At 28.6% G+C, this 19,763-nt stretch carries 22 protein-coding genes and 1 tRNA gene; 10 read left to right on the top strand and 13 right to left on the bottom strand.

Going from position 1 to position 19,763, the window contains the following annotated elements:
- The first annotated feature begins 2 nt into the window (after positions 1 to 2).
- From GBG18_RS04075 to GBG18_RS04060, 4 genes are all read left to right on the top strand, one after another.
- Positions 3 to 3,119 carry an efflux RND transporter permease subunit gene (locus GBG18_RS04075; RefSeq protein WP_152188647.1) on the top strand — a complete coding sequence of 1,039 codons (3,117 nt, stop codon included), beginning with the start codon at positions 3 to 5 and terminating at the stop codon, positions 3,117 to 3,119.
- A 157-nt stretch (positions 3,120 to 3,276) separates the two neighbouring features.
- A complete protein-coding gene (locus tag GBG18_RS04070) occupies positions 3,277 to 3,567 on the top strand; it encodes an HvfA family oxazolone/thioamide-modified RiPP metallophore (protein WP_152188645.1) in 291 nt (96 codons plus the stop codon).
- Between the two features lie 27 nt (positions 3,568 to 3,594).
- Entirely contained in the window at positions 3,595 to 4,419 is an 825-nt protein-coding gene (locus tag GBG18_RS04065; protein WP_152188643.1) for an MbnB/TglH/ChrH family RiPP precursor modification enzyme, read from the top strand.
- The gene (locus GBG18_RS04060) at positions 4,409 to 5,128 is read left to right on the top strand and encodes a putative DNA-binding domain-containing protein (protein ID WP_152188642.1); all 720 of its coding nucleotides are present in this window, start codon (positions 4,409 to 4,411) and stop codon (positions 5,126 to 5,128) included. The genes GBG18_RS04065 and GBG18_RS04060 overlap by 11 nt, the downstream gene beginning before the upstream one ends.
- Positions 5,129 to 5,146: 18 nt before the next feature.
- Here the strand turns inward: GBG18_RS04060 and GBG18_RS04055 are convergent, their stop codons facing one another.
- The 10 genes from GBG18_RS04055 to GBG18_RS04010 form a co-directional block, all read right to left on the bottom strand.
- Positions 5,147 to 6,502, bottom strand: coding sequence for an MATE family efflux transporter (locus tag GBG18_RS04055; protein ID WP_152188640.1), 1,356 nt, complete (start codon positions 6,500 to 6,502; stop codon positions 5,147 to 5,149).
- Between the two features lie 109 nt (positions 6,503 to 6,611).
- Positions 6,612 to 7,874, bottom strand: a complete 1,263-nt coding sequence (locus GBG18_RS04050) for a homoserine dehydrogenase (RefSeq protein ID WP_152188638.1) — start codon at positions 7,872 to 7,874, stop codon at positions 6,612 to 6,614.
- A 13-nt stretch (positions 7,875 to 7,887) separates the two neighbouring features.
- Positions 7,888 to 9,102 carry an LL-diaminopimelate aminotransferase gene (locus GBG18_RS04045; protein ID WP_152188636.1) on the bottom strand — a complete coding sequence of 405 codons (1,215 nt, stop codon included), beginning with the start codon at positions 9,100 to 9,102 and terminating at the stop codon, positions 7,888 to 7,890.
- Positions 9,103 to 9,105: 3 nt separating this feature from the next.
- Positions 9,106 to 9,900 carry a hypothetical protein gene (locus tag GBG18_RS04040; protein ID WP_152188635.1) on the bottom strand — a complete coding sequence of 265 codons (795 nt, stop codon included), beginning with the start codon at positions 9,898 to 9,900 and terminating at the stop codon, positions 9,106 to 9,108.
- A 10-nt stretch (positions 9,901 to 9,910) separates the two neighbouring features.
- The gene (gene rlmB / locus GBG18_RS04035) at positions 9,911 to 10,600 is read right to left on the bottom strand and encodes a 23S rRNA (guanosine(2251)-2'-O)-methyltransferase RlmB (protein WP_152188633.1); all 690 of its coding nucleotides are present in this window, start codon (positions 10,598 to 10,600) and stop codon (positions 9,911 to 9,913) included.
- Positions 10,601 to 10,602: 2 nt separating this feature from the next.
- Positions 10,603 to 11,418 carry a 16S rRNA (cytidine(1402)-2'-O)-methyltransferase gene (rsmI, locus tag GBG18_RS04030; RefSeq protein WP_152188631.1) on the bottom strand — a complete coding sequence of 272 codons (816 nt, stop codon included), beginning with the start codon at positions 11,416 to 11,418 and terminating at the stop codon, positions 10,603 to 10,605.
- 9 nt (positions 11,419 to 11,427) lie between these two features.
- Positions 11,428 to 11,634, bottom strand: coding sequence for a 50S ribosomal protein L31 (gene rpmE / locus GBG18_RS04025; protein WP_152188629.1), 207 nt, complete (start codon positions 11,632 to 11,634; stop codon positions 11,428 to 11,430).
- Between the two features lie 84 nt (positions 11,635 to 11,718).
- Complete coding sequence (gene miaA / locus GBG18_RS04020; protein WP_152188627.1) at positions 11,719 to 12,591, bottom strand: tRNA (adenosine(37)-N6)-dimethylallyltransferase MiaA; 873 nt, start codon at positions 12,589 to 12,591, stop codon at positions 11,719 to 11,721.
- 49 nt (positions 12,592 to 12,640) lie between these two features.
- A complete protein-coding gene (locus tag GBG18_RS04015; protein WP_152188625.1) occupies positions 12,641 to 12,841 on the bottom strand; it encodes a hypothetical protein in 201 nt (66 codons plus the stop codon).
- 60 nt (positions 12,842 to 12,901) lie between these two features.
- Positions 12,902 to 14,272, bottom strand: coding sequence for a peptidoglycan-binding domain-containing protein (locus tag GBG18_RS04010; protein ID WP_152188624.1), 1,371 nt, complete (start codon positions 14,270 to 14,272; stop codon positions 12,902 to 12,904).
- A 113-nt stretch (positions 14,273 to 14,385) separates the two neighbouring features.
- Between GBG18_RS04010 and GBG18_RS04005 the strand changes: the two genes are divergently transcribed.
- From GBG18_RS04005 to GBG18_RS03990, 4 genes are all read left to right on the top strand, one after another.
- Positions 14,386 to 14,865, top strand: coding sequence for an OmpA family protein (locus GBG18_RS04005; RefSeq protein ID WP_152188622.1), 480 nt, complete (start codon positions 14,386 to 14,388; stop codon positions 14,863 to 14,865).
- Positions 14,866 to 14,951: 86 nt separating this feature from the next.
- Complete coding sequence (gene mqnP / locus GBG18_RS04000) at positions 14,952 to 15,812, top strand: menaquinone biosynthesis prenyltransferase MqnP (RefSeq protein WP_152188620.1); 861 nt, start codon at positions 14,952 to 14,954, stop codon at positions 15,810 to 15,812.
- Positions 15,813 to 15,884: 72 nt separating this feature from the next.
- Positions 15,885 to 15,961 (top strand) — tRNA-Arg (locus GBG18_RS03995).
- A gap of 504 nt (positions 15,962 to 16,465) precedes the next feature.
- Positions 16,466 to 17,593, top strand: a complete 1,128-nt coding sequence (locus tag GBG18_RS03990) for a Fic family protein (RefSeq protein ID WP_152188618.1) — start codon at positions 16,466 to 16,468, stop codon at positions 17,591 to 17,593.
- Positions 17,594 to 17,786: 193 nt separating this feature from the next.
- Here GBG18_RS03990 and GBG18_RS03985 read toward each other — a convergent pair whose 3' ends face one another.
- The 3 genes from GBG18_RS03985 to GBG18_RS03980 are packed head-to-tail and all read right to left on the bottom strand — an operon-like array spanning position 17,787 to position 18,643.
- Entirely contained in the window at positions 17,787 to 18,059 is a 273-nt protein-coding gene (locus tag GBG18_RS03985; RefSeq protein ID WP_152188616.1) for a hypothetical protein, read from the bottom strand.
- A 1-nt stretch (position 18,060) separates the two neighbouring features.
- Positions 18,061 to 18,216, bottom strand: coding sequence for a hypothetical protein (locus GBG18_RS15295; protein WP_193311068.1), 156 nt, complete (start codon positions 18,214 to 18,216; stop codon positions 18,061 to 18,063).
- Positions 18,217 to 18,226: 10 nt separating this feature from the next.
- Positions 18,227 to 18,643, bottom strand: a complete 417-nt coding sequence (locus GBG18_RS03980) for a hypothetical protein (protein WP_152188614.1) — start codon at positions 18,641 to 18,643, stop codon at positions 18,227 to 18,229.
- A 137-nt stretch (positions 18,644 to 18,780) separates the two neighbouring features.
- On the opposite strand from GBG18_RS03980, the gene GBG18_RS03975 reads away from it, so the two are divergent.
- Entirely contained in the window at positions 18,781 to 19,023 is a 243-nt protein-coding gene (locus GBG18_RS03975; RefSeq protein WP_152188612.1) for a hypothetical protein, read from the top strand.
- Between the two features lie 425 nt (positions 19,024 to 19,448).
- A partial coding sequence (locus tag GBG18_RS03970; RefSeq protein WP_193311067.1) for a transposase occupies positions 19,449 to 19,763 on the top strand: 315 nt, incomplete at its 3' end.

The raw sequence follows: 19,763 nt of genomic DNA, 5'->3' as shown, positions 1-19,763 counted from the left end.
CTATGGTAGAGAGTGTAATATCATATAGTATTAGAAATAAGTTTTTAATACTATTTTCAGTAATCATTTTAACTTTTGCATCTATTTGGGCTGTTAAGAATACAGCCTTAGATGCCTTACCTGACTTATCACCTCCTCAAGTAATTGTAGAAGTTAAGTGGGCAGGGCAGAGTCCTAAAACTATTGAAGAACAAGTATCCTATCCATTGATTTCAAATCTTATGTCTTTACCTAATATAGATACAGTACGAGCTATGAGTTCTTTTCAAAATGCACTTATATATATTATCTTTAAAGATGGAACTGATTTATATGATTCAAGAAATAGAATTTTAGAGCAGTTATCTCAACTACAAGGTACATTTCCACAAGGGGTAGATGTAGCAATTGGTCCTGATGCAACTGGTGTTGGTTGGGCTTATGAATATGCTTTAAAATCAGATACTAAATCTTTAGATGAATTGCGAACATTACAAGACTATTATTATAAGTATGCCTTACTTGGTGTTGATGGAGTTAGTGAAATTGCATCTATTGGTGGTTTTATAAAAAACTACGAAATCACACTAAATCAAGATAAATTAGTGCAGTATGACTTAAGTATTAAAGATGTCAAAAATGCACTAAGTAAAAACAATGATGAAAAAGGTGGAAGAATAATTTTAGAAAATGGTTTTGAACATATGATTCAAGCTAAAGGTTATTTACAAAGTGTTGTTGATATTGAAAATATTACAGTAAAAACTACAAATTCCATTCCTTTAAAAATTAGTGACATTGCTGAGGTTAATATAACTTCTTCAAATAGACGTGGTATGGCTGATTTAAATGGTGAAGGTGATACTGTTGGTGGTATTGTAGTAGTTCGATATGGAGAGAATCCTTATGCTGTTATAAAAGCTGTAAAGCAAAAGTTAAAAACTTTGAGTGTAGATGGTGTTGAAGTAGTTGAAACTTATGATAGAACAACACTAATTGATAAAGCAATAGATACTTTAACAAATACCTTACTTGAAGAGTCTATTATTGTTATGATTATAACAGGACTATTTTTATTCCATTTTAGATCAGCACTTATTATTATCATTACTTTACCACTTACAGTGTTAATTACATTTTTACTTATGAAAGCTTTTGGTATGGGGTCAAATATCATGAGTTTAGGTGGAATTGCAATTGCTATTGGAGCGATGGTAGATGCAACAATTGTAATGGTTGAAAATGCTCATAAATATCTTCAAGGAAAAGAGAATATTTCAAATGAAGAAAGAGTTTCTATTATAATTAAATCGGCAAAACAAGTAGGGCGACCTATCTTTTTTGCTCTTATTTTGGTTGTAGTCTCTTTTTTACCAATTTTTGCTTTAACAGGGCAAGAGGGAAGACTTTTTACTCCTCTAGCTTTTACTAAATCTTTTGCAATGATTTCTGGAGCAATTCTTTCTATTACAATAGTGCCTATTTTAATGGTCTTCTTTATAAAGGGAAAAATAATGAGTGAAAATAAAAACTGGTTAAATAAGTTTTTTATTTTCCTTTATTCTCCACTTTTAAAACTATCTTTAAAATTAAGATATTTTGTTGTTGTAGCATTTGTTGCAACGATAGTTTTAGCATATCCAGTTTATAAAAAACAAAATTGGGAATTTATGCCAATGATGAATGAAACAGTATTTATGTATATGCCTGTAACTCCTTATGGTTTAGGTATTGATTTAGCAAGAGAGCTAACATTTAAAACTGATAAGATTCTAAAATCTTTTCCTGAAGTACAAACTGTATTTGGAAAAGCAGGTCGAGCTGATACTGCAACAGATCCAGCTCCACTAGCTATGATTGAGACAATAGTTACATTTAAACCAGAGAATGAGTGGCGTCCTGGAATGACATATAAAAAACTAATGGAAGAGATGGATAAGAAACTACAAGTTGCAGGACTTATAAATTCTTGGACATATCCAATTAGAGGTAGAATTGATATGCTTTTAACAGGTATTAGAACTCCTCTTGGAATAAAACTATATGGAAATAACCATCAAAAACTAGAAGAGACAGCAGGAATAATAGAGCAAAAACTAAAAAAATTTGATAAAACACTTTCTGTTTCAACAGATAAGATTAATTCAGGATATTATTTAAATATCAATATAGATGAAGAGATGATATCACGATATGGGATTAATAAAAATGATATTTTATCAACTATATCGCTTGGAGTTGCAGGTGCAAAAGTATCAACTTTCTTAGATGGTTTAGAGCGTTATCCTATGACTTTAAGATTTGAAACAACTCAAAGAGAAGATATTACAAGTTTACGTAATTTACAGATTAAGACAAAACTTGGTTTTCAGCCTCTTGAAATGTTTGCCGAGCTTAAGTATGAAGAAGGTCCTTCTATTATTAAATCTGAAAAAGCATTAAATGTAAACTTTATATACATTACACCTAAAAGTGGAATATCTGCAAAACAATATAAAGATGAAGCAAAAACTTTGTTAGAAGATATAAAACTTCCATCTGGTTTTTATTATGAATGGGCAGGGCAGAGTGAATATTTAGAATCAGCAATGCAGCGATTAGCTTATATTATTCCTTTGACTTTTATTCTTATTTTTATACTTATATATTTTGCACTAAAAAATATTACATATACGATGATTATTTTCTTTACACTACCTTTTGCATTAACTGGTGGAATATTTTATTTAGATTTCTTGGATTTTAATATCTCAATTGCAGTAATTGTTGGTTTTCTAGCTTTACTTGGTGTTGCTGCTGAAACTTCTATTGTTATGATTGTTTATTTACATGAAGCAATGATAGAGTTAAAACAAAAGTGCAAAAAAATAGAAAAAGAAGATATTTATAATGCTATATATAAAGGTGCGGTGCTTAGGTTACGTCCTAAACTTATGACTTTATTTGCAATATTAGGAGGACTTATTCCTATTATGTATATAAATGGAGTAGGAAGTGAAGTGATGCAAAGAATTGCAGCCCCAATGATTGGTGGGATGGTCTCTTCAGCATTTTTAACATTGATAGTAATACCATCAATTTTTTATATATTAGCTATAAAAAAAGGTGGAAGAATGGAAGATTGTGACTTAAGTCATTAAATTTAATAATCTACACACTTACTACACAATAATAATATAGAATACCACTGAATATTTGATAAAAATGAAATAAATAAAAAGTGAAGTCGCTTTCTTTATTTGAAAGTAAATAATGAAAATGGTAAACTTAAATTACCAAAAAATAAAAGGAAATATTATGAATACTAAAATGAAATTAGCTGGAATTATGTTAGGAGCTGCTTTAACTACTACAACTGCATTTGCAGGAAATGGTTCATGTGGTGCTGGTAAATGTGGTGGAGATATGAAGAAAACTGAAAAAATGGACAAAAAAGGTTCATGTGGTGCTGGTAAATGTGGTGGTGAAATGAAAGAAAAAGCTGAGAAAAAAGCTGGTTCTTGTGGAGCTGGTAAATGTGGTGGCGATATGAAGAAAACTGAGAAAAAAGCTGGTTCTTGTGGAGCTGGTAAGTGTGGTAGCAAATAGTTTTTCAACTATTTGAAAAGATAAATAATGATAAATTTAAATGGATGTGGACTAGGCTTAAGAAGTGATTTTTTACTTGATATAAAAAAGAGTAAATTTCAACCAGATTGGTGGGAGGTAACTCCTGAAAACTGGATGCATATGCCTAAAATCTTTGAAAAATTTTTTGAAGAAGCAGTGTTTTCAAGACCTACTGTTGCACATGGTTTATCATTATCAATCGGATCTGCTGACAAACTTAATAGAAAGTTTGTTAAGCAGATCAAAACCTTCCTAGATAGATACAATATCGAATTTTATTCTGAACATCTTTCTTTCTCATCAATAGATAATAAACAATCTTACGAGCTATTACCCGTGCCAATGACAAAAAAAATGGTAAATATTATAGCTGATAGAGTAAAAGAGGTTGAGGATATAATTCAAAGAAATTTAATACTTGAAAATGCTACATATTATTTAGTTCCATACTCAGAAATGAGAGAAGTTGATTTTATAAATGAAGTAATGGAAAAATCAGGTGCTCAAATGCTTTTAGATGTAAATAATGTCTTTGTAAACTCTGTAAATCACTCTTTTAAAGCTAGAAAATTCATTGATGAAATAGATAAAAGTAAAGTAGCTTATATGCACATGGCAGGACATTATTTTGATGAAGAATCTAGTTTAAAAATCGATTCACATGGAATGCCAATTTGTTCTGGTGTTTGGAAACTTTTAGATTATACATTAAAACAAATTGATGCACCTGTAATGATTGAACGAGATAATAATGTACCTCCTTTAAAAGAACTTGCAGTTGAGTATAAGAGAATGGAAAGTATTTGTAAGGCAGTTCGTAATGACAAATAAGAAAATCAAAAAATCAGAAAATAGTATAGAAAGAGACGTTCAAGACAGATTCTTTGATATTATAAGTGATCAAAAAAATAATCCTAATAGTTCTGCATATGGTGTTTATCAAAAACTGGTTTTTTATAGATTTGAAGAAATTATAAAAACTACATTTATGGAGTTTTCTAAATATATTAGTGAAGATAAACTAGAAAAAAGCATTTATGAATTTTTGAAAAATCCTCCTAGTACACCTTTTGTATGGCAGATTGCAAATGACTATAGAAAGTTTGTAAAAAAACAGAAACTTTTTCATAAGCAAAAATACTTATATGAACTTTTATATTTTGACTGGATTGAAGTTGAAATATATATGAAAGAGTATAAAAAGATTAAAAAGAGTGATTTCTCATGGGAAAATTCTTACCTTTTATCTCCTTGGAGTAGAGTAAAAAAATGTAAATTTGACATTATAAATAAAGACTATGAAACAAAAAGAGAAAACTTTTTAATAATATACTATGATTATAAAAGTGATGATGTTTTATTTCGAGAAATAAATCAATTTATATTTGCACTAATTAAAAGAGCAAATAAAAAGCAGAGTATTTCTGATACTTTAGAGCTTTTATGTAAAGAAAATGAGATTGATTTTGTTGAAGCCAAAGAGGTTTTAGAAGAGCCTTTAAAAGAGTTAATTCTTTCAAAGGCAATTTATAAAGCTTAAAACTTTTATCTTTAACTTTTAAATAGTTTTGTTACAAACTTCTTTTAATATTCTATTTGTATAAAAATATGCAAATATAGCTGCAGAATAAATCATAAATAAAATCCCAAACCATAAATAAATATAATCTAATTCAAAATATTTTACTATTACCCATGCAATAATTAGTTTTGCAAATATCTGTCTATATAAACTAATAAATAAAATCATCTTAGGTTTTTTTATACCTTGTAATGTCGATACACAAATAAATAAAACAATGTAAGCATAGAAAATCCAAATCTCAACAAGTAAATAATCAACTCCAAAGTTTACAACCGTTTCATTTGAATCAAATTGTGAGATAAAAAATCTACCAAGAACTGTTAATATGATTATTCCGACTGTAGAAATTATGAAACCATATTTAAGTGCAACTTTTAATGTCTCAATAACTCTATCATATTTTTTTGCACCATAGTTATTTGATACTAGTGTTAAAACAGCAGTATTAAGTCCAAGAGCAGGTAAAAGCATCAGTTGCTCAACTCTATATCCAATACCATATCCCGCAACTGCTTGCATACCGTAGTGAGATACAAAGTATGTGAGAATTAGTGAACCAAATGCCATAGTTAACATACTTAAACTAATAGGTAAGCCTTGGTTCATAAATAGTTTGTATACTCTTATATTTGGAAGAAAGTATTCAAGCTTTTTAAAATGTATAACTTTTGTTTGAAGTACTTTATATAACATGAATAACATATTGATTACTTGAATTAAAACAGTTGCTATTGCAATACCTTGTATTCCCATAGCAGGTATAAATAAGAATCCATAAATAAATAAAGGATTTAAAACAAGGTTTGCAAAGAATCCAAATATTAAAGTATTTCTATATGTTTTTGTATCACCTTGTGCAACAAGCACTGAGTTTAGTGAAAAGTTAAACATAAAAAATACGGTACCAAATAAAATTGGATTTATATACTCGATTGAAGTTTCTAAATATTGCTCACTTGCACCTAGTAAAATGAATAACGATGGCGCTGTAAAATATCCAATGATACTTAAAAATATACCAAGTAAAGGTATAAAAAATAAACCCTTATGTGCATAAATTGAAGCTAGTTTATATTTTTTCTTCCCAAATGCATTTCCTAATAGTGCTGTAATTGCAGAGGAAAAACCATATCCAAGGCCAATGATTACAAAGAATATCATAAAAGAAAGAGATAAAGCTGCAATTGCTTGGGTTGATATAAGTCCTGCGTAGAATGTATCTACTACATTATACATAGTATTAAAAAACATTCCAACACTAGCTGGAATTGCAAGCTGTTTTATTAAAGTTGGTATATCTTGTGTTGTTAAGTGTGCTGATTTTCTCAAAATTGAATCCGTATTTATATTAGTTTATTTAAAAAATGATTATAGTGTAAAAAGTAAGAGTTAGAACTTTATGTAGTTAAATTATTTAAAAGAATTAGAAAAGAAGAGTTTAGTCTTCTATTCTAATCATTGCAGGTTTAGCTGTAACAAAGCTTGTTGCTTCAATTTTAGCTAATGCTTTATTTATATCACTTTCAATACACGTGTGAGTTGAAAGTAAAAGGTGAGCACAAGTTTTATTAAGTGGTTTTTGAATCATTTTTTCAATTGAAATATCATATTCACTTAAAATAGTTGCAATTTTTGCTAAAACTCCTGCTTTATCTTCAACTCTAAGTCTTAAATAGTATTTTGTTTTAATATCATCTTTACTCATCAGTTTTAAATCTTCACCATAAGAAGTTTCAAAACCAAGCATAGGAGAACCTTTACCTCGTCTTGCAATATCAACTATATTTGCAATAACAGCAGATGCTGTAGCATCACCTCCTGCTCCTGGTCCATAATACATTGTTTCACCAACTTTATCACCAATAACAGAAACACCGTTCATAACACCATCAACTTTAGCAATCATCTCACTATTTGGAATTAAAACCGGATGAACTCTAAGTTCAATCTCTTTTCCTATTTTTTTAGCAATTGTAAGAAGTTTAATTGAATAATCAAACTCATTTGCAAAATCAATATCTTCAGGTGAAATATTTTGAATACCTTCAATTAAGATATCTTCAGGTTTTGCATCAATTCCATAAGCGATTGATCCTAAAATTAGTAATTTATGAGCAGCATCAAAACCACCAACATCAAATGTTGGATCAGCTTCAGCGTACCCTAAATCTTGAGATTCTTGTAAAATAGTTTCATAATCAACACCCTCGTCAATCATCTTTGTAAGCATATAGTTACAAGTACCATTCATGATACCTTTAATTGATTCAATATTATTTGCAGTTAATCCATCTCTTAATGCATTAATAATTGGAATTCCACCAGCTACTGCTGCTTCATATTCAAAAGCAGTATCTCCTGCAATTTCTTGAAGTTCATATCTGTGATAAGCAAGTAAGGCTTTATTTGCAGTAACTACTGCTTTACCTTTTTCTAAAGCTCTTTTTACAACATCATAAGGCTTTTCAATACCACCCATAAGTTCAACAACAATATCAATTGAATCATCATTTAAAACTTCATCAATATTGTCTGTTAGCTTAATAGATACATCTCTTTGTTTGTTTAAGTTTGAAACTACTCCAAGAACTGGTTCTATCTCAACACCAGCACGTGCAGTAATAATATTTTTATTATCTCTTAAAATATTTGCAACACTAGCTCCTACAGTTCCAACTCCAATAATTCCTACTTTTAACATTTTTATTCCTATTCTATTTTTCTAATGATTTTAAATATTTCTTTATATTTTTTGCTGCTTGTCTAATTCTTTTTTCATTTTCAATTAGTGCAATTCTTACGTAATTATCACCATAGTGACCAAATCCAATACCAGGACTAACTGCCACTTTTGCATGTGTAATTAATTGTTTTGAGAATTCCATACTTCCTAAATGCTCTGCACATTTTGGAATTTTTGCCCAAATAAACATAGAAGCATTTGGAACATCCATATCCCAACCTGCATCTTTAAATGCATCAATCATAACATCACGTCTAAATCTATATTTTTCAATATGATCTTCAACACATTGTTGTGGACCATCTAAAGCAACAGTTGCTGCTACTTGAATAGGTGTAAACATACCATAATCAAGCCATGATTTGATTCTTTTTAAAGCACCTACAAGTTTCTCATTTCCAACAATAAATCCAACTCTCCATCCTGCCATATTGTATGACTTTGATAAAGTAAATGATTCAACTGCAACATCAAGAGCGCCTTTTGCCCCAAAGATTGATGGAGTTTTATATCCATCAAAAGTAATATCTGCATAAGCAATATCTGAAATTACATAGAATCTTTCTCTTTTTGCCATATCAACTAATCTTTGATAAAACTCTTCTGTTACTGTTGCACAAGTTGGATTGTGTGGGAAGTTAACTAATACATATTTAACTTTTGGAATTGATTCATCTAAAGTTTTTTGTAGTCTTTTAAAAAATAAATCTTCATCAACTTTAAAATCACTTCCAAATGAAAGCTCAAACTTATGAATAGCTGCTCCACTTAACATAAATGCATATGAGTGAATTGGATATGTAGGATCAGGTACAACTGCAACATCACCAACGTTTACAATTGCTTGAACTAAGTGAACATAACCCTCTTTTGAACCCATTGTTGCACATGCATGTTTATCAGGGTCTAAATAATCAACCCCATATTTTCTTTTATACCAATTACAAATAGCAAGTCTTAGTTTATAAATACCAGCACTTGCAGAGTAACCATGGTTCTTTGCTTTATCGGCAGTCTCTTTTAACTTATCAATAATATGTTGTGGTGCAGGACCATCAGGATTCCCCATAGAAAAATCTATAATATCTTCACCAGCACGTCTTGCTTCCATTTTTATATTATTAACTTCTGCAAACACGTAGTTTGGAAGTCGCTTCATTCTTTCAAACTCTATTTCATCAAACACTTATTACTCCTTAGTAATACTAATCCCACGCTTTAAATTAGCAAGGGAATACAAATCATTTATTTTTATATATGTTGTATTATTTGGTACATCAACTTTTAAAGTTTGATGTAAACTATCATCTTTAAAGTTTTCTATAATATTTAAATCATTATCATAAAAAACAACATCTGGATGCCATCTATTCCCATTATTAGAAGTTATTTTCAAACTGTTTGTATTTGAAACTTTTAATAAATAAGGTCTAAGTGGTTTCTTTAGTGATAATTGATTCTGTGTTATTAAATCTTCTGCTTTATTAATATTTGAATTATCACTATTTATTGAATATCTCCAGCTATAAGCTCCCTCTCTTTTAATATAGCTTACTTGACAATTATTTTTCGCAAGTGCTTTTGCTAATCGGAGAGGGTTAATGGCGGCTTCAGTTTTTAGTTTTATATTCCAAATAAAGCTGTTTTCATCATATCTAGCATCTTGAACAAGATAGTAATAGTGACCTAAAGACCTAAGTGCATCTTTTAAAATTAATAAAGATTTTTTAGGTGTATCACTTATTTTAAATGATACATCTATATATTTTGTAGAACGATATTTTAATTTTAATAATCCATTAGCTTGTAATTTACTTGTTAATGCAATATAGTTACCAGAGGCTGAAGAGCCCTTAAAGATATAGTTTATTAGGTTCTTATGCGTACTATATGCACTTGGACCTAAAATATCCCTAATTTGTGTATTTACATTTGCATTTAAAGCTATACTACAAGCTATTATTAAAATTAATTTTTTTATCATAATAAATCTCTTATCTTTTTAAATTATAAATTAAAATCCCAGCAGCTACTGATACGTTTAACGAATCAAATTCATGTTCCATTGCAATTGATACTTTTAAATCAAGTTTTTTAGCAACCTTAGGAGAAATACCTTCTCCCTCACTTCCTAAAAATAGTGCAACTTTATCAGTTTTTTCGATTTTACCGTATTTTTTTAAGTCAACACCATCAGTTGTTGCACCTATTAAAGTAAAGCCACAATCTCTTAACTCACTTGATAAATCGGCAGATCTTGGATGTACCATAAATGGTAAATCAAGTAATGCACCAGAACTTGTTCTTACAATTCCAGCGTTGTTAATAGTTTTGATATTTGAAGCAATAATCCCTTCAATACCCATTGAATAAGCAGTTCTTGCGATTGCTCCAATATTTCCAACATCAGTAACTCCATCTAAAACTAAGATAAAGTTCATATCTTTGAATTCTTTAATTGGTGCATAATTAAATTGAACTAACTTTAAAAAGAAACCTTGATGATTTCCACCTTTTGCAAGCGCTTGTGCTTTTTGGTTATCTACTTTGTAGATTACTTTTTTTAAACTTGCAAACTTTGAGAAAAGTTTTTTATCTATCTCTTTTGAAAGAAAAACTTCTTCAATTAATTCTGGGTGATTCTCTAGTACGTATAGTACGATTTGTTTTCCATATATTATCATGGCTAGATTTTATCTAAAAGTTGTTGATAAACCTCTTTTGTAGATTGTCCTGTAAGTTTTGAAATAAGTTTTGCTTTAATTTTAGGAGCTAAATCAAGGTCTTGAATATCTTTTAATTCAAGATGTGTACCACTTATCTCTAGAGGTTCTATAACTACAACCCATTCCCCTCTTATATTTATATCTTTAAACTCTTCAAAAAGATTTGAAGCAGTGTTTTTATAAGTTGTTTGGTGTAGTTTTGTAATTTCTTTTGCTAAAAATATTGTTCTATTTGGAGCTTCTTTTTTTAACTCTTCAAGTAGTTTTGCTAGTCTATGAGGTGATTCATAAAGAATTCCTAATTTATCATCATTTAAAATAGCATTTAATTTAGAAGCTCTTGATGCTCCTTTATGGTCTAAAAAACCATGAAATGAAAAAGTTGTGCTGACAAATCCACTCATTGCATATGCAGTTAATACAGCATTTGCACCAGGTAATACATCATATTTTATATCATTTTTTATACAGTAATCAACAAGCGTAGCTCCCGGGTCTGAAACACAAGGCATTCCTGCATCACTTACATAAACAACATTTTTAGTAAAAGTTTCTTTTGATAATGTTTCTAGGACTTTTTTTTCATTGTGAGAGTGATAAGATTTGTACTCTTTATCTTTAAAGTCTAGATTATTTTTTTCACCTAAAAGTGAAAGTAGTTTTTTTGTGACTCGTGTATCTTCACAAAAAATTAGTTCCGCCTCCAGTAAAAGTTGAAGAGATCTTTTAGAAATGTCTTCAAGATTACCAATTGGAGTAGGAACTAAGCACAACATAATAGTAAACTATTTTGCTGCAGCAGCATATTTAGCTTTGAATTTCTCAACTCTACCAGCAGCATCAACAATTTTTTGCTCTCCAGTAAAGAACGGGTGACACTCTGAACAAATATCTATTCTCATAGTTTCAACATTTGATTTAGTTTCAAATGAGTTACCACAAGCACAAGATACTGTACAAGTTTTGTAATCTGGGTGTATATCTTTTTTCACGCCATATTCCTTATAATAATTAATGTAAAACAAAAGGTCAAGTCTATGTTGCCCTTTATTAAACTCTTTGAAGCGGGATTATATCTAAAAATACTTAATAATATCTGAATTTAAGTTTGTTATAATATTTGATGTTTTATTACTTTTAAATTGCCCTTTATTAAAAGTATTTTGTCTTTTTGCAAGTTTGATTGTATTTAATGCAATTTTTTCTTCTAATTGCTTTTTATTTAACTTTCCATCTAAAAATTCTAAAGTTTCTAGTATTCCTATTGATGACATACAGTTGGGCTTTCTAGTGTATTTTTTTTCTAAATAAATCACTTCATCAATGATTCCATCATTCATCATCATAGAAGTTCTTTGAGCAATTCTTTTTTTAAGTTCTTCTTTTTCCCAAAGTATTTCAAAGAGTTTTAAATCTTTCGCAATTGGAACTTTTGGATTTTCTTTAAAATAAACACTTGGAGTTAGATTTGTTTTTTTATAAATTGCATAAGCTTTTTCAACTCTATACTTATCATTTCTTTCAATTTTTGACATATACTCTTTATCTAAAGAGTATAATAAATCATAAACTTCACCAACATTAGAGTCAAGTTTAACTTTAAAATCAACGCCTGTTGAAATACCCTCTATTAAGCTTTTTAAATAAAAGCCAGTTCCTCCAACAATTATAAGGTTTTTATTATTTTGTTGGGCAAACTTTTTTGCTTTTTTATAACAATTAATAAACTGAATAACATCAAACTCTTCATTTGGAAAAACTTCATTAATTCCAAAATGAATAATATCTCCACGTTCTTCTTTTGTAGGTTTTGCGGATGCTACATCTATTTCTTTGTAAACAGATAATGAATCAAGTGATAATATTATTGAGTTTGTTTTATATGCTAGTTCTAAAGATAAACCTGTTTTTCCAGATGCTGTTGAGCCTATAATTGCGATTTCTTTCATAAAAAGATTTTAGCAAAACTCTTGTGAAAGCAATCTTATTTTTAGTTTTCTATTGAATCTTCTTATTTTTACAATCTTCTAAAGTTTGATTTAGTTTGTTAATTTCTTTTTCTTTTTCAATTAAAGTTTTTAATAAGTTTGAAACATCTTCATTATTTGATTCTACAACATGAGTTTGTGTTTTTGAAGCACAAGCTGTAAATAGTGTAAAGATGAATAGAATAGATAGAGTAAGTTTTAATATTTTCATGAGTTTTCTTTCTTTTTTACTTAAAAACAAAAAGCAATTAAGCTTTTTGTTTTAATTATACTATAAACCTAAAGATTTAAGAGTTTTTAATGTAAGAGCACCTTCATTTAATTTGTTTGCTCTTTGGTATGCTTGTACAGCAGCTTTTGTTTCTGGTCCATAAACACCATCAATTTTAGTGATGTTGAATTTTTTAGCTTTTAATGCTCTTTGTAAATCTGAAACTACGTTAGCAGTTGTATTTGTTTCACAAAGTATTCCTTGCCATTTAAGGTAAGAATCTGCAACTTTAACTTTTGTTGGTACATTAGTATAAAGTGCTGGAATGTTAGTTTTAACTTCTTTTGCAGGAGTAGCAACTACTCTTGTTTTAACCATTTTGCATACAGCTGGAATTTTAACTTCTTTAGTAGTAGCAGGAGTTGCAACAACTTTTTTAGTTACCATTTTGTAAACAGCTGGAATAACAATTTTTCTAGTAGTAGCAGGAGTTGCTTCAACTTGAGTTGGTACTGATTTATAAGTAGCTGGAATTTTAATCTCTTTAGTAGTAGCAGGAGTTGCAACAACTCTTCTTTCTACAGTTTTATAAACAGCAGGAGTTTTAACAGCTCTTGTAGATGCTGGTTTATCAATTACTTTTGAAGTAAGTGTTTTATAAACAGCTGGGATTTCAACTAAACATAAAATATCACCAGTAGAGTTATCAACTTTTTCAATTTCACCTCTACCTTTTTTCCATGCAGTATAAGCTGGTTTTACTAAAATCTTTTCAGATACAGTTTTATATGTAGCAGGAACTGTAACTAATTTAGTTTTTTCTGGTTCAACCATAATAGTTTCTTTTACAGTTTTATAAGTAGCTGGAACTGTAACTATTCTTGAAGATTCAGGAGATGCCATTACTTTTTGAGAAGCATTTTTATATGTACCTGGAACAACAACTAATTTAGTTGTTTCTGGTTTAATTAAAACTTTTTCTGTAATAGTTTTATATGTAGCAGGAACTGCAACTAATTTTGAAGATGCTTCTCTAATAGTAACTTTTTTTTCTACAACTTTATAAGTTGCAGGAGTAATTGATATATTAGTTCTAGCTTCTTTTAACATTTTTTGAATATTTTTAGTTTCATATTTTGCAGGAACTAAAACTTTTGCGTAACATTCACCAGCTTTTGCATTTGCAGGAACTAGAGAATTACTTACAGCATTTGAATCTTTTGATTCTGCATTCATTGCATTAATTGAAGATAAAGCTTTTGATTTATCCATTTCTAATTGAGAGATTTTTGCATTTTGCGCATCAATTTCTTTTTGTAATTGAATAACTTTATCAGAAGAAGTTCCCATTGTATCTTTAGATGTACAACCAGTCATTCCAATAACAGCAGCAGTTGCTAAAATCGCAGAATTTCTTAAATATTTTGACATTTTGATCCTTTTTTAAATAATTTATAAATCCTATCTAAATAATTAAAAATATTACTTTAAAATAAGTTTAAACATGATAATATTACATTTATTATAAATTTGAGAAGAAAAATTTGAAAAAAATTATAGTATCAACATTAGTTGGATTTATCGGAGCTGCATCTTTAAGTGCTGCTGATTGTGTTATGGTAAAGGACTTGAACGTTCAATTTAAAAATGCATCTACAGTATATGCGGACTCATCAGAAATGAAAGAAATAAGAGAATATGCTCAATTCTTAAAAGAAACAGATTTATATACAGTTATTGAAGGACATACAAGTTCTTTATCAGGTGCTAAATATAATTATGATTTATCAAATAGAAGAGCTACTAAAGTAAGAGCTGAATTAATTAGATTAGGTGTAAGTCCGTCTAAAGTAAGAGCTATGGGATTTGGTGAATCAACACCATTATATAACAATAACACTGAATCAGGTGCTGCACAAAATAGAAGAGTTATTGGTGAAGTATTTAACTCAGCAACTGAAGTATCAAACTACTTAGCAACACAAAAAAGTAGAATTGCTAATACTAAATATCAAGAGCAATAAAACATATATAAATAAAGACGAATTTTAGTCTTTATTTATTTTTATCTTAATTTACCTTTTTATTATTCTTAGGTAAAATCCTTTCCATGGAAAAACTGCTAAAAAAACTTAATGATTTTAATGAACTAGTAATGTTCAAACATTCTATATTTTCACTACCTTTTATTTTTATTGCAATGGTTGTTGCAGCAAATGGTTGGTTTGGATTTAAACTAATGATTCTAGGAATCTTTGCAGCACTAACTGCTAGAAATTTTGCAATGGGATTTAATAGATATATGGATAGAGATATTGATGCTTTAAATCCAAGAACAGTTAATAGGCCAAATGTTGATGGAAGGATTTCAGCTTTTCAAATGCTTGTCTTTACAATAGCAAATGCTTTTGGATTTATATTAATTGCGTATTTTGTAAATGATTTAGCTCTATATTTATCAATACCAATTTTATTTGTAATAGGTTCTTATTCCTACTTTAAAAGATTTTCATATCTTGCACATATAATATTAGGAATATCATTAGGACTTGCTCCAATTGCTGGCGTTGTAACAGTTCTAGAGACTATTCCTTTATGGACAATTTTTTTAAGTATTGGAGTGATGTTTTGGGTTGCAGGATTTGATTTACTTTATTCTTTGCAAGATATCGAAGTAGATAAAAAATTAAATCTTCACTCAATCCCTTCAAAATTTGGTGCTAAAAAGACAATGCTTATATCAAAAGTATTTCATATTTTAACAGTAGTCTTTTGGTTACTATTTGTAATAAACTCAGAGAGCTCAGCTTTTGCGTATTTAGCAGTAATAATAAGTGCAGTGATGCTAAGTTATGAACATTATTTAGTAAATAAAGATTTTACAAAAATAGATAAAGCTTTCTTTACAGTAAATGGATATCTAGGAATAGTTTTCTTTATTTTAATTGTATTAGATAATATTTTTTACTAAAAAACAAAGAAATATTCTCACCTAAAAGGTATATAAGTTTTTATGTGGTAATATTCTTTCCTTATTTAAAGCGCGTCTGTGGCTCAACTGGATAGAGCACTGGGTTTCGGCCCCGGCGGTTGGGGGTTCGAATCCCTCCAGGCGTACCATCTAAAAGCCCGATTTAATCACTGTTTGCAGTGTTTAGGTCGGGCTTTTTTTATGTCTATTAAAATATACTTTCCAACCTATTTCCAACTTAAAAAATATTTTTCTCTTCAATGAATAATAGATAATTTAGCTTTATTACTTGAATACTTAAGATTTTATCTCTAAAGTGTTCTGTTTGGATTATGATCATACCAATATCTAACATGAATCTACAATATTTCTTTATCGACGATAATAAAAACTTATTATACCTTCAGATAAGAGATTTTGTGGATCATAGATTTAAAGATATAATCCACAGAGAAGATAGAAGATCATTGGTGCACCGGAAGAGATCTTGTGGATCATAGATCTAAAAATATAGACTACAGAGAAGATAGAAGATCATTGGTGCACCGGAAGAGATCTTGTGGATCATAAAATAAGTTATCTTAAACACAATGATCCTTTAAGATATTATTTACTAAAATATTAACAACTAAAATATTAGATTAAGGTATAGAATGATAAAAGAATTAAATTTAGAAAATGCGGTTAAGTACCATTATGATAAATTTCCTCCTGAGAATCTAGATTATCATAAATTAATGAAACAATTAGTCAAGTCAACAGAAGCAATCGCACGATTTGATCAAATGATTAAAGAAATGCATAATAGTGAGATCTTATTGGCACCTTTAAGAAGTAAAGAAGCAGTAGTTTCCTCTCGTATGGAAGGAACAATTAGTACAGTAGATGAGATATTACAATACGAGGCAGATTTTGGTGGATCAACAGATACAAAAGGAATGGTTCGATCTGATGTAATAGAAACTAATTTATATCAAAAAGCATTAAAATCGGCTCAAGAAGCAATTGATACAGGATATCCATTAAGTGAATATTTAATTAAATCAGCACATCAAGAGTTATTATCATTTGGTCGTGGTGCAAAAAAATCTCCTGGAGAATATAAGACAGCACAGAATTATTTAGGGGATAAAGCCCAAAAAAATATCTCATTTATTCCTATAAGTCCAGAAAAATTGAATGATGGAATGGAGCAATTATTTAAATATATAAATGAAGAAGATGAAATATTACTATTAAAAACAGCAATAGCGCATATAGAATTTGAAGCATTACATCCATTTAAAGATGGAAATGGACGAATTGGAAGGATGATAATAACTCTTATGCTTTGGAAGTCAGGAGTAATATCTCAACCACATTTTTATATAAGTGGTTATTTTGAGGAAAATAAAGATATATATATAGAAAAAATGAGAAATGTATCTCTAGAAAATAATTGGACTGATTGGTGTATATTTTTCCTTCAAGCAATTGAAGAACAGTCAATAAAAAATTTAGAAATCGCGGAAAGTATTAGTAATTTATATAATGAGATGAAAGAAAAGTTTAGAGAAGTTCTCTCTTCTCAATATAGTTTAAATGCCTTAGACTTTGTCTTTACAAACCCCTTGTTTCGAAATAGTAAATTTATTAATGAAAGTGGAATTCCTAAGTCAACAGCAAAAAGATTTCCTAAAATATTAATAGAGGAAGGATTACTGAAAGTTCAAGATGAATCATCAGGAACTCGATCTGCATTATATTCTTTTGAGCCTTTAATGAGATTAGTTAGAGTATAAAAGATTTTAATATTTTAGTTTCAAGTGTTTGGGTAATATTCCAAAATTAATTACGAATTATAAGTTTTCAGGATATATAATTTCCTGATTCTTATATAGTAAATATTGATTAGAGCTTTAAAAATATACTTTTCAATCTAAAAATAAATAGAATATTCAATTTTATTGAAAACTATTCTATAATTTAATTCATTTATGATGATGCTCTTTTTTCTTTTAATTCTAAATATTTTTCATATCTTTGAAACTCATTTTTAAAATCATTACCTATAAACGAATACTCAGTTAATAAAAGCCCCATACTGATTATGAATAAAGTAAGGATAGATGAATTATATGAACTGGTGATAACGATAGTTATTGTATCAATAATTAGAATATACATAAGAAACTTCTCAAAGAATTTTTCTTTGATCTTATATAAAAGTTTAAATATCAATCTATCTAATAAACCTAATGGTCTCATATTATTTCTCCTTTATTTTTGCAGTTCTTATTTCTGAATCAATACTAATCCAAAATGATGTAATTATTGGAAGAAAAATTAAAAGCAATAACTTCAATAATTTTAATCTTAGTTTAAATGAGAGATATGAATACTGTTCTTCTTTTACTTTATTCATAACTCACTCCTTATTTATTTATTACATAAACAGGTTTTGTTTGTGAAAAGAAAGCCAGGGCAAGTAACAATACAAAAAATGATACTACTGCTAATGGAACATATATAATTGTTTGTAGTAGTGTAATTCCTATACCAACGAAGAAAGTTGTACGTTTTATATTTAATACTAAAATAAATATAAATAAAACTGCAGCAAATATCATTAGTAATATTCCATTTAGAATGTCACCATCAATTGCTAATTCTTTTAAATACCAACTATTTCCATAATATGCAATACCTGTAATAACTGCATAGACAATAAAGAAGTCCATTTCTATACATTTAAATTTGTATTTTTTATAAGTCTTCTCATTTATATAATTTATAAACATCAATAATAAATAACATAAAAGTAGAACTCCGATTACTGTTAAAACTTTCATTATAGCTCCTAGTGTATCCATATTGGATATATTTAATGAAATTATAACCTAATTTAGTATGTTCTGTCAAGTAGTCATTATCTGTATCAGTTAATTTTATGCTATAATACTACTAATATAGATAAATAAGGATGTTTATGACAAAAGGTCAATTTAATTTAAAACTAAAAAACTTAGAACTTTCATTAAATGTATTCTCTAGAATTTCTAATATATCTTATTCAACAATTAATAATTGGGGTTTTATTAAAGATAATGGTAAAGCTATAGCAGTTCCAGATTGGGTTGAGCCTTTTTTAGATTATTATGAAAAAGCAAAAAAATATGATTATTTAAAAAATGAGATATGTGATGTTATGAAAGAGTTAGAAAATAAATAATAGATTTTAAAAAAGTTTTTTGATATAATATTTTTAGCAAATTATAAAGGAACAATGAAAACTGAGTCTTTACTCTAACATTGCTGCTTTATGATTATCTATCTTGTATAAAATACATACTAATGTGTGTTATTTACAATTATATATTTAAAACTCCAATACTTTTGTGTGTAACTATCCTCTCTTATTCTAAATGCTAATATCTTTTACAATGAAGATAATCTACAAAAACTAACAACTATTATTTCATTAAATGAAATAAAACAATTTATTAATGAAGATCACATGTATAGAAAGTACACTCTCAAGAAACATTAAATTTAAAACATGTTCAATAATGTACAGAGACTGTGAAAGAACTAAAGCCATTGATAACAACAAATTAGCTAAAATATAGATATCAAAGATTAACAAAAAGGCCTAACATGCCGAACTACAAAGAAGGATTAAACCGTAATCAACAACTTCTTTTCCCTCCCAGTTTAGATGAATATGTTGATGAAAATAATCCAGTAAGAGCTATTGACAGCTATGTCGATAGTATAGATTTATCTGCTGTTGGAGTATTTACTTGTAACGGTGGTTCTGAAGGTCAACCAGCATATCATCCAGCACTACTTTTAAAGATTTACCTCTATGGATATCTTAATAGTATCAGAAGTTCTAGAAAGCTTGAACGTGAACTTAAACGTAATATTGAGATGATGTGGCTTTGCATGGGACTTTCTCCTGGATATAAA

Origin of the sequence: Poseidonibacter ostreae (genome assembly GCF_009208075.1) — a bacterium.
Lineage (GTDB): Bacteria > Campylobacterota > Campylobacteria > Campylobacterales > Arcobacteraceae > Poseidonibacter > Poseidonibacter ostreae.
This window is presented reverse-complemented; position numbering and strand designations above follow the sequence as displayed.

Coding starts and splice junctions, on each gene's coding strand:
- rsmI (WP_152188631.1), bottom strand. CDS start 11,418: ATGTTGTGCTTAGTTCCTACTCCAATTGGTAATCTTGAAGACATTTCT.
- GBG18_RS03985 (WP_152188616.1), bottom strand. CDS start 18,059: ATGAGACCATTAGGTTTATTAGATAGATTGATATTTAAACTTTTATAT.
- GBG18_RS04060 (WP_152188642.1), top strand. CDS start 4,409: ATGACAAATAAGAAAATCAAAAAATCAGAAAATAGTATAGAAAGAGAC.
- GBG18_RS15295 (WP_193311068.1), bottom strand. CDS start 18,216: ATGAATAAAGTAAAAGAAGAACAGTATTCATATCTCTCATTTAAACTA.
- mqnP (WP_152188620.1), top strand. CDS start 14,952: ATGGAAAAACTGCTAAAAAAACTTAATGATTTTAATGAACTAGTAATG.
- GBG18_RS04075 (WP_152188647.1), top strand. CDS start 3: ATGGTAGAGAGTGTAATATCATATAGTATTAGAAATAAGTTTTTAATA.
- GBG18_RS04010 (WP_152188624.1), bottom strand. CDS start 14,272: ATGTCAAAATATTTAAGAAATTCTGCGATTTTAGCAACTGCTGCTGTT.
- GBG18_RS03980 (WP_152188614.1), bottom strand. CDS start 18,643: ATGAAAGTTTTAACAGTAATCGGAGTTCTACTTTTATGTTATTTATTA.
- GBG18_RS04065 (WP_152188643.1), top strand. CDS start 3,595: ATGATAAATTTAAATGGATGTGGACTAGGCTTAAGAAGTGATTTTTTA.
- GBG18_RS04040 (WP_152188635.1), bottom strand. CDS start 9,900: ATGATAAAAAAATTAATTTTAATAATAGCTTGTAGTATAGCTTTAAAT.
- GBG18_RS04015 (WP_152188625.1), bottom strand. CDS start 12,841: ATGAAAATATTAAAACTTACTCTATCTATTCTATTCATCTTTACACTA.
- GBG18_RS04070 (WP_152188645.1), top strand. CDS start 3,277: ATGAATACTAAAATGAAATTAGCTGGAATTATGTTAGGAGCTGCTTTA.
- GBG18_RS04050 (WP_152188638.1), bottom strand. CDS start 7,874: ATGTTAAAAGTAGGAATTATTGGAGTTGGAACTGTAGGAGCTAGTGTT.
- miaA (WP_152188627.1), bottom strand. CDS start 12,591: ATGAAAGAAATCGCAATTATAGGCTCAACAGCATCTGGAAAAACAGGT.
- rlmB (WP_152188633.1), bottom strand. CDS start 10,600: ATGATAATATATGGAAAACAAATCGTACTATACGTACTAGAGAATCAC.
- GBG18_RS03990 (WP_152188618.1), top strand. CDS start 16,466: ATGATAAAAGAATTAAATTTAGAAAATGCGGTTAAGTACCATTATGAT.
- GBG18_RS03975 (WP_152188612.1), top strand. CDS start 18,781: ATGACAAAAGGTCAATTTAATTTAAAACTAAAAAACTTAGAACTTTCA.